The following is a 10,012-nucleotide window of genomic DNA, read 5'->3' as shown; positions in this document are numbered from 1 at the left end:
CCTTCGCGCGGCTCGAACCGGCGGACGTCGTACGACTGGCGGACCAGGGCCCGCATCGAGGCGAGGTCGGGCAGGTCCGCGCCGAGGCTGCGGCCCTGGACGAGCACGTTGCCCAGCGCCGCGGCCTCCACCGGCCCGGCGATCACGGGCAGACCGCAGGCGTCGGCGGTGAGCTGGCAGAGCAGCTCGTTCTGCGAGCCACCGCCGACCACGTGCACGACCTCGACCGGCACCCCGGCGAGGTCGACAGCGGTGCGGAGGGTGCGGCGGTAGGCGACGGCGAGGCTGTCGACGATGCACCGGGTGACGGCGACCGGTGAGTCCGGCACCGGCTCCCCCGCCTCGACGGCCAGCACGGCCACCCGCTCCGGCATGGGGTCGTCCGGCGTGCTCGGAGCGAGCAGGCGCGGGTCGTTGATGTCGATCACCGTGCGCAGGGCTTGCGACGTGGATGCGGCCGCGAGCAACGCCCGGAGGTCGATGTCGTCGTGGCCACGGTCGCTCCACGAGCGCAGCGACTCCGAGAGCACCCAGAGCCCCATCACGTTCTTCAGGAACCGGGTCGTGTCGTCGACGCCGAGCTCGTTGGTGAAGTCGGCCAGTCGGGCCGGTTCGGTGAGCACCGGGCGGTCCAGCTCGAGTCCGACCAGCGACCAGGTGCCCGAGGAGATGTAGGCGAAGTTCCTGGTCTCCGTCGGCACGCCGACCACGGCCGAGGCCGTGTCGTGCGAGCCGACCGCGATGACCGGGACGTCGGATCCGGCGCCGACCTCCCGGACGACCTCGGGCAGCAGCGGACCGACCCTGGAGCCCGGGTCCCGCAGGGGCGGAAGGATGCCCGCGGGGAGCCCGAGACGCCGGCACAGGTCGGTTGCCCAGGTGCCGGTGCGGACGTCGTAGAGCTGGGTGGTCGAGGCATTGGTGCGCTCGGCCCCGACGACGCCGGTGAGCCAGTAGCCGAGCAGGTCCGGCAGGAGGAGCAGCGTCTGGGCGGCCTCGAGCGCCGCGCTGTCGCGCGCGGCGACCAGCTGGTAGAGCGTGTTGAAGGGCAGCTGCTGGAGGCCCGTGGCGGCGTACAGCTCACGGGCACCGATCTGGTCCACGACCTTCTCCGCGATGCCGTCCGTGCGGCCGTCTCGGTGGCTGAAGACCGAGCCCAGCAGCAGGCCGTCCCGGTCAAGGAGCCCGTAGTCGATGGCCCACGAGTCGATGCCGATGCCATCGAGCGGTCCGGTCCGGGCCACCTCACGGATCCCGACGAGCGTCTCGCGGTGAATGCCGAGCACGTCCCAGAACAGCGACCCGTGAGCCCGCACGGCGCCGTTGCGGAAGCGGTGCACCTCGTGGAGCTCGACCCGGTCGCGGCCGATCACCCCCGACATCACCCGCCCGCTGGTCGCGCCGAGGTCGATGGCGGCGACCCGTACGTCGGACGTCGACGCTCGCGCAGCGGCCACCGGATTCGTCGGACTCATCGCAGGAACGCTGCGGCCACCCCGGCGTCGACCGGGATGTGCAGGCCCGTGGTCTGGGTGAGGTCGGGACCGACCAGGGCGTACGCCGCCGCGGCGACGTGGTCGGGCAGCACTTCACGCTTGAGCAGGGTGCGTTGGGCGTAGAACGCGCCCAGGTCCTTCTCCTCCACGCCGTAGACCGCGGCCCGGTTGGCACCCCAGCCACTGCTGAAGATGCCCGAGCCCTGGACGACACCGTCGGGGTTGATCCCGTTGACCCGGATGCCGTGCGCACCGAGCTCGGCCGCCAGCAGTCGCACCTGGTGCGCCTGGTCGGCCTTGGTGGCGGAGTAGGCAATGTTGTTGGGCCCGGCGAAGACGGAGTTCTTGCTGGAGATGTAGACGATGTCACCACCCAGGGCCTGCTCGATCATCGCCTTCGCGGCGGTGCGGGCGACCAGGAACGAGCCCTTGGCCATCACACTGTGCTGGAGGTCCCAGTCGGCGACCGTGGTCTCGAGCAACGACTTCGACAGCGACAGCCCGGCGTTGTTGACCACCAGGTCGAGGCCACCGAAGACCAGGAGCGCCTCGGCGACGGCACGTTCGACGGCGGCCTCGTCGGAGACGTCGACCTGTACGCCGACGGCGACGTCGGTGCTGCCCAGCTCGGCCGCGGCAGCCTGCGCCTTCTCCAGGGAGAGGTCGGCAATGACCACGCAGGCACCCTCGGCGGCGTACCTGGTCGCGATCGCCTTCCCGATGCCGGAGGCGGCACCCGTGACGAGCGCGATCCTGGAGGCCAGCGGCTTCGGCTTCGGCATCCGCTGGAGCTTGGCCTCCTCGAGCGCCCAGTACTCGATGCGGAACTTCTCCGCCTCGTCGATCGGGGCGTAGGTCGAGAGGCCCTCGGCGCCACGCATCACGTTGATCGCGTTGACGTAGAACTCCCCTGCCACGCGCGCGGTCTGCTTGTCCTTGCCGAAGCTGAACATGCCGACCCCGGGCACCAGCACGACCAGCGGATCCGCGCCACGGATGGCCGGGCTGTCCGGTGTCGCATGGCGGTCGTAGTAGCCCTGGTAGTCCTCGCGGTAGGCCGCGTGCAGCTCGCGCAGCCGGGCCACCGACTCCTCGACGGTGGCCGAGGGGGGCAGGTCGAGCAGCAGCGGCTTGACCTTGGTGCGCAGGAAGTGGTCCGGGCAGCTGGTGCCCAGCTCGGCCAGTCGCGGGTGCTCGGTGGCGGCGAGGAAGTCCAGCACCTCGGCCGCATCGGTGAAGTGACCGACCATCGGCCGGCCGGCCGAGGCGATCGAACGGATCGTCGGCACCAGGGCGGCGGCCCTGGCCCGGCGTTCGGCGTCCGGCAGCGCGGCGTACCCCTCGAGTGGGGGGCCGAAGGGCTCGGGCCGGGAGTGCTCGGCGATGTACGCGGCCGCGGTCTCGATGATCCACAGCGAGTTGGCCTCGGCCTCCTCCGACGTGTCACCCCACGCGGTGATGCCGTGGCCGCCGAGGATGCAGCCGATCGCCTCGGGGTTCTGCTCCTTGATCGCGGCGATGTCGAGCCCGAGCTGGAAGCCGGGCCGGCGCCACGGCACCCACACGACCTTCCCGTCGAAGACGGCCTCCGTCAGCTTCTCGCCGTCGGCGGCGGTCGCGATCGCGATGCCGGAGTCGGGGTGCAGGTGGTCGACGTGCGGCGCGTCCACGAGGCCGTGCATCGCGGTGTCGATCGACGGCGCCGCACCGCCCTTGCCGTGCAGGCAGTAGTCGAAGGCGGCGACCATCTCGTCCTCGCGGTCCACGCCGGGATAGACGTCGACCAGGGCGCGCATCCGGTCGAGCCGGAGCACGGCCAGGCCGGACTCCTTCAGGGTGCCCAGGTCACCTCCGGAGCCCTTCACCCAGAGCAGCTCGACGTCCTCGCCGGTGACCGGGTCCTTCTCGACGCCCTTGGCGGAGGTGTTGCCGCCGGCGTAGTTGGTGTTCTTCGGGTCCGCACCGAGGCGGTTGGACCGCGCGACCAGGTCGGCCACCGTCGGATTTGCAGTGGGGTTGACGCCATTCGCCATGGGGATCAGTTCCATCCTGCCTGGTTGCCGCCGACGCGGTCGGCCGCGATCTGCTGCTGATAGCCGCTGGCGGCATAGGCCGCCATCGGGTCGGCCGGCAGCCCGCGCTCCTCGCGCCAGCCGGCCAGGTCACGTCGTACGTCGGTGTAGAACGCGTCCATGAAGATCTCGTTCGCGGCCAGCACGTCGCCGTCCCGTCGGGCGATTGCCAACGCGTCGGTGTCCAGGAGCAGTGCACGCGCCGCCATCTCCTGCACGTTGAGCACGGAGCGGATCTGGCCCGGCACCTTGTCCTCGATGTTGTGGCACTGGTCGAGCATCAGCGCGACGTCACCCTCGGGTCCGAAGCCGCCACCGCGGATGACCTCGACCATGATCCGGAACAGCTGGAACGGGTCGGCCGCGCCGACGATCAGGTCGTCGTCGGCGTAGAAGCGGCTGTTGAAGTCGAACGAGCCGAGCTTTCCGAGCCGCAGGAGCTGGGCCACGATGAACTCGATGTTGGTGCCGGGCGCATGGTGACCGGTGTCGAGGCACACCATCGCCTTGTCGCCCAGAGCGCTGACGTGGGCGTACGACGTGCCCCAGTCCGGGACGTCGGTGTGATAGAACGCCGGCTCGAAGAACTTGTACTCGAGCACCATCCGTTGGTCGTCGCCGAGCTGGTCGTAGATGCGCGCCAGGCTCTCGGCCAGCCAGTCCTGACGAGCCCGGATGTCGCCCTGCCCCGGGTAGTTGGTGCCGTCAGCCAGCCAGATCTTGAGGTCGCGAGACCCCGTCTGCGTCATCACCTCGATGCAGTCGAGGTTGTGCTGGACCGCCTTGTCGCGGATCTTCGGGTCGGCGTGGGTGAGGCTGCCGAGCTTGTAGTCGTCGTCCTGGAAGGTGTTGCTGTTGATCGTGCCCAGCGCCACGCCCTGCTCCTGGGCGTACGACCTGAGCGCACCGAAGTCGTCGACGAGGTCCCAGGGGATGTGCAGGGCCACCGACGGCGCGAGCCCGGTGAAGCGGTGCACCGTGGCCGCGTCGGCGATCTTCTCGTGGACGGTCCGCGGAGTGCCGGCGCTGCCGAACACCTTGAACCGGGTGCCCGAGTTGCCGTAGGCCCAGGAGGGAACCTCGATGGCGAGCGCCCCGAGGCGCTCGGTGATGTCTGCGAAGGTCGTCATGTCTCTCTCACTTGCTGGTGCGGTGCGCCGTGGGGCGCCCGAGCTGGTCCTCGAGGTGGAAGACCTCGCGAAGCTGGACGAAACCGGTGTCTGGCCGGGCATCGCCCAGCTCTTCGAAGAACTGCGACATCTCTGCCTGCCAGCGGGCGTTCACGTCCGTGGTGGCCATCCCCGCGACGGCATCCTCGATCGAGGGCGTCTCGACGTACCCGATCAGCAGGCCGTCGTCGCGCAGGAACAGGGAGTAGTTGTGCCAGCCGTGTTCGACGAGGGCCGCAAGCATCTCGGGCCAGACCTCGGCATGACGGGCGACGTACTCCTCGATCCGGTCGGGCCTGACCTGGAGCTGGAAACAGGCGCGCTGCATGGTCATCTCCTTCGCGGACTGCGGTCTGGGTGGGTTGGACGGGGTGGAGTCGAGGGCGCCGGCCGGACCAACCACTGAGCGGCCGGCGTCCTCGGGAACGTGTGCCGGAACTCAGAAGTTGAAGTCCCCGATGTTGTCCTTGGTGAACACGAACGGGTCGCCCAGGAGCACCTCGCCGTCGGCACCCACGGTGTAGTCACCGAGCTTGCCGGCCTTGAAGGTGTCGCCCTCGTCGCCCTTGATGTCGCCGTCGACCAGGGCCTTGGCGACGTACGCCGCCAGGTAGCCGAGGTCTTCGGGGTTCCACAGCGCGAACTCGGCGACGGTGCCGTTCTCGACGTACTCACGCATCTGGTTCGGCGTGCCCAGACCGGTCAGCGCGACCTTGCCCTTCTTGTCGGAGTCCGACAGGTAGCGGGCGGCAGCGGCAATGCCGACGGTGGTCGGCGAGACGATGCCCTTGAGGTTGGGGTGCGACTGAAGCAGCGCCGCGGTCTTGTCGAAGGAGGTCTGGTCGTCGTCGTCGCCGTAGACGGTGTCGACGAGCTTGATGTCGGGGTGGCTGGCGGAGAGCTCCGCCTCCATCATCTTGATCCAGGCATTCTGGTTCGTCGCGTTGGCGGAGGCCGACAGGATCGCGATCTCGCCCTTGTCGCCGATTGCCTTGGCGATCATCTCGACCTGCACCTTGGCGATGCCCTCGGCGCTGGCCTGGTTGACGAACGCGTCGCGGCAGTCGGTCTCGGTGTCGGAGTCGAAGGTGACGACCTTCGTGCCGGCGTCGCGGGCCTGGTTCAGTGCGTCGCAGATGGCCTTCGGGTCATTGGCCGAGACCACGAGCGCCTTGACCTGCTGCTGCGCCGCGGTGTTGATGTACTCGACCTGGCCGTCGGGGGTGGCTTCCTGAGGACCGACCTCGGCGAACTCCCCACCGAACTCCTCGACCGCGGCCTTGCCGCCCTTGTCGCTGGTGTCGAAGTAGGGGTTGCCGAGGTTCTTGGGCAGGAACGTCACGGTCACCTCATCGGAGGAACCACCGCCGTCGTCGCCACCACAGGCGGTGAGGATCATCGCGCTGCTGAGCAGGATCGCCGCCAGCGCGGACACCCGCTTCGATTGCAACTTCATGGTCATTGCCTTCCTTCTGTTCCCACGCCGACCGGCGCGACTGAGGGGCTCGGGCCCCGCTGGTTCCGTCTGGTCGAGGCGGTCTTCGACAGCCATTCCAGGACGCTGGTGGACATCACCGACACCACGAGGAGCAGGCCGATGATGATGTTGATGACGTTGACCGTGTAGTGCTCCAGACGCAGGGCGCTGGCGATGACACCGATCAGCAGGACGCCGGCGAGGACGCCGTGCAGGCGGCCACGGCCACCGAAGATGGACACGCCACCGAGCAGGACGGCGGCGATGACGCGCAGCTCGAGCCCGGTGGCGTTGTCGCCGCGGGAGCTGCCGAACCGCAGCGTGTAGTAGATGCCGGCCAGCGCCGAGACGACCCCGGCCAACATGAAGAGAATCAGCTTGGTACGGCGCACGTTGACGCCGGTGAAGTGGGCCGCCTCGGTGTTCAGGCCGATGTCGTAGACCCCACGACCGAACGACGTGAAGTGCAGGAGGATCGCGAACACCAGGGCCAGCAGGATCACGATGAGGATCACCTGTGGGTAGGGCGTGTCCCCGATGTTGGCCTTGGCCTTCGTCGTCCACTTCTCGGGGAAGTCGGTGACGGCCTTGGTGCCGAGCAGACCGACGGCGAGACCGCGGTAGAGCGCGAGCGTGCCGATCGTGACCGCCAGCGACGGGAGTCCGACGTAGGCGACCAGGAAGCCGTTGAGTGCGCCGCACAGCAGGCCGACGACGAGCGCGGCGACCCCCGCGGCCGGGATCGACCAGCCGTCCTGGTGCAGCACCCCGACGAGCACACTGCTCAGACCGACGATGCTCGCCACCGACAGGTCGATCTCGCCGGTGATGATGATCAACGTCATCGGCAGCGCGATCAGCAGGATCGGCGTCATGTCCTGGAGCAGGAACGTGATGGTGAGCGGGCCGTCGAAGAACGCCACGTTGTTGAGGGCGTAGATCCAGATCGCCACGAGCAACGCGATCACGGCGGACTCACGGGTGAACAACCAGCGCCACCACAGGGGACGGCCGTACGTCGGGTAGTCCCGGGGGTCCGCTGAGGGTGGGAGGGTCGTTGTCGTCGTTGTCATGACTCATCCCTTGCTTTGACGAGCTTGCGTGCCTGCCGGAGCGCGAGGATCCGGTCGAGGACGATGGCGCTGAGGATCAGGGCACCGACCACCGCGCGTTGCCAGAAGTCGGGGATGCCGAGGATCGGCAGTGCTCGGTCGATGGTGACCAGCAGGATCGCGCCGAGCGAGGCTCCCCACACGGTGCCGCTGCCACCGAAGATCGCGACCCCGCCGATGACCACGGCGGCCACCGCCTCGAGCTCGATGCCGGTGCCGGCCCCCGAGCTGACCGTGCCGTAGCGGGCCGCGTAGACGACGCCGGCCAGGCCGGCCAGGGCGCCACTGAGGACGAACGCGGCGATCACCCGGCGGCGCACCGGCAGGCCGTAGAGCACGGCCGCGTCCGGGTCGGACCCGATCGCGTAGAGCTCGCGGCCCCCGCGGTGGGAGTGCAGGTAGTAGCCGACGACACCGATCACGACCGCCGCCACGATGAACAGCACCGGGACGCCGATCACTGATCTGGTCCCGAGGCTGAGGAACCCCTCGGGCATGTCGCTGGCGTTGACGCGGTCGCTGCCGGCCCAGCTGAGCACGATGCCGCGGTAGATGTACATCGTGCCGAGTGTGATCACCAGCGCCGGCACCTTGCCGACGGCGACCACCAGCCCGTTGACCAGTCCCAGCAGCGCGCCGGCCAGCATGCCGGCAGCGACGACCGCGAGGATCGGGATTCCGGGGTGGTCGATGAACAACCGGCCGGTGAGGTACGCCGTGAAGGCCAGCACCGAGCCGACGGAGAGGTCGACGTTGCGGGTGATGATCACGACGGACTGCCCGGCAGCGAGCAGCAGCAGGATCGAGGGCGTGATCAACAGGTCACGCCAGGAGTTGGAGCTGAACAGGAAGCTCGGTGTCTTGATGGTGGCGGCCGCGATGACCAGCAGCAGCACCAACAGGATCGACATCTCGCGCGAGCGGAACACCGAGTTGAACAGGCGCTGCGCGGGCGACTGGCTGCTCGGCTCGATGAGACGCTCGGCCTCGGTGCCGGGGAGGGCCCCGGTGGGCCGGAGGCTGGTCTCGCTCATGCGGAGGTCTCCTGCAGCGTCTGCGTGGCGGCCTTCATGACGACCTCGGGTGTGGCCTGCTCGCGCGGGATGTCGGCGGTGAGCCGCCCCTCGCAGAGGACCAGCACACGGTCGGCCATGCCGAGCACCTCGGGAAGTTCGGAGGAGATCATCAGGATCGCCAGCCCCTGCCCGGCCAGCTCGGAGAGCAGTCGGTGCACCTCGGCCTTGGTGCCGACGTCGATGCCGCGGGTGGGCTCGTCGATGATCAACAGCTTCGGGTTGGTGGCGAGCCACTTCGCGATGACGACCTTCTGCTGGTTGCCGCCGCTCATGGTGGCCGCGGTGGCGTCGAGGGCGCTGGTCTTCACCTCGAGCCGGGACGCCCACGGGCGCGCCGCCTTGCCCTCGTCGGAGCCACGGAGCAGACCGAAGGTGCCGAGCCCGCCCCGGACCACGCCGGAGATGTTGCGGGCCACCGATGCCTCGGTGACGAGCCCCTGCCTGCGCCGGTCCTCCGGCACGAACGCGATGCCGCGCCGGATCGCCACGTTGGGCTTGTGCTTGGGGATCGCACGATCAGCGAGGGTGACGGTTCCGGAGTCGTAGGAGTCGACACCGAAGATGGCCCTGGCCACCTCGCTGCGGCCCGCGCCGACCAGCCCGGCCAGCCCGACGATCTCGCCGGAGCGGACCTCGAAGCTCACGTCGTGGAAGACACCGGTGGAGCTGAGGTGCTCGACGGTCAGCACCGGGTCTCCGATGTCGGCCGGGATCTTGGGGAACAGGTTCGCGACCTCGCGACCCACCATCATCTCGACGATCGCATCGACGTTGGTGGTGTCGGTGGCCACCGTGTCGACGTACGAGCCGTCGCGCATCACGGTGATGGTGTCGCAGAGGCCGAAGACCTCGTCGAAGCGGTGGGAGATGAAGATCAGCGCGCGACCCTCGTCGCGCAGGCTGCGGGCGACGGCGAAGAGCCGGTCGACCTCGACACCGCTCAGGGCCGCGGTCGGCTCGTCCATGATCAGCAGCCGGGCGTCGAGCGAGATCGCCTTGGCGATCTCGAGGATCTGCTGGTCGGCGATCGACAGCCCGAGCGCGGGGCGGCGCGGGTCGATCTGGACCCCGAGACGAGTGAAGAGTGACTCTGCCTCCTGGTGCATGGCACGACGGTCGATGCGACGCCCACGTCCGAGCGGCTGCCGGCCCATGAAGATGTTCTCGGTGACCGTGAGGTCGGGGAACAGGGTGGGCTCCTGGTAGATCACCGCGACGCCGGCGTCCTTGGACTCAGCGGTGCTGGAGAAGTCCACCGGCTCATCTCCGAGCAGGAACTCCCCCGAGTCGCGTCGGTGCACACCGGCGACGATCTTGACCAGCGTCGACTTGCCGGCGCCGTTCTCGCCGACCAGTGCGTGGATGGACCCGGCCCGTGCCTCGATGCTGCCGGACCGCAGGGCCACGACCGGGCCGAACGACTTGGAGACGTCGCGGAGCTCGAGGACGACCTCGCCGCTTCCTGCGGGCATCTTCTGCCTCCGGTTCTACATTGGATTGAAAGGTTTCAAGTTTCGGTAACGTAACGTGATCGGCACCACAGCGTCAAGGGTTTCCCGACAATTGCCCAGTGCGCCCACCACCTGCGTAGATGCCGTGGGCGCTACAGT

The 10,012-nt window shown here is 68.9% G+C and carries 8 protein-coding genes; all 8 read right to left on the bottom strand.

The window, feature by feature from the left end:
- The coding region (locus NJ4_RS06130; protein ID WP_067431735.1) for a rhamnulokinase at window positions 1–1,475 on the bottom strand (1,475 nt) is incomplete at its 3' end.
- Entirely contained in the window at window positions 1,472–3,544 is a 2,073-nt protein-coding gene (locus NJ4_RS06125; RefSeq protein ID WP_245644482.1) for a bifunctional aldolase/short-chain dehydrogenase, read from the bottom strand. The genes NJ4_RS06130 and NJ4_RS06125, both read right to left, overlap by 4 nt.
- Window positions 3,535–4,698 (bottom strand): L-rhamnose isomerase, encoded by a 1,164-nt coding sequence (rhaI, locus tag NJ4_RS06120; protein WP_067431730.1) that lies wholly within the window; start codon window positions 4,696–4,698, stop codon window positions 3,535–3,537. Before rhaI ends, NJ4_RS06125 begins: the two co-directional genes overlap by 10 nt.
- A 7-nt stretch (window positions 4,699–4,705) precedes the next feature.
- Window positions 4,706–5,065: an L-rhamnose mutarotase gene (locus NJ4_RS06115; RefSeq protein ID WP_067431738.1), complete on the bottom strand. Its 360-nt coding sequence runs from the start codon at window positions 5,063–5,065 to the stop codon at window positions 4,706–4,708.
- A gap of 111 nt (window positions 5,066–5,176) precedes the next feature.
- Entirely contained in the window at window positions 5,177–6,193 is a 1,017-nt protein-coding gene (rhaS, locus tag NJ4_RS06110; protein WP_082748231.1) for a rhamnose ABC transporter substrate-binding protein, read from the bottom strand.
- A 2-nt stretch (window positions 6,194–6,195) separates the two neighbouring features.
- Complete coding sequence (locus tag NJ4_RS06105) at window positions 6,196–7,287, bottom strand: ABC transporter permease (protein WP_067431725.1); 1,092 nt, start codon at window positions 7,285–7,287, stop codon at window positions 6,196–6,198.
- Window positions 7,284–8,360 carry an ABC transporter permease gene (locus NJ4_RS06100; protein ID WP_082748228.1) on the bottom strand — a complete coding sequence of 359 codons (1,077 nt, stop codon included), beginning with the start codon at window positions 8,358–8,360 and terminating at the stop codon, window positions 7,284–7,286. Before NJ4_RS06100 ends, NJ4_RS06105 begins: the two co-directional genes overlap by 4 nt.
- Window positions 8,357–9,874, bottom strand: coding sequence for a sugar ABC transporter ATP-binding protein (locus NJ4_RS06095; protein WP_067431723.1), 1,518 nt, complete (start codon window positions 9,872–9,874; stop codon window positions 8,357–8,359). Before NJ4_RS06095 ends, NJ4_RS06100 begins: the two co-directional genes overlap by 4 nt.
- Window positions 9,875–10,012: the final 138 nt, after the last annotated feature.

The organism is Nocardioides jensenii JCM 1364 = NBRC 14755, assembly GCF_001552535.1.
Classification (GTDB): domain Bacteria; phylum Actinomycetota; class Actinomycetes; order Propionibacteriales; family Nocardioidaceae; genus Nocardioides; species Nocardioides jensenii.
This window is presented reverse-complemented; position numbering and strand designations above follow the sequence as displayed.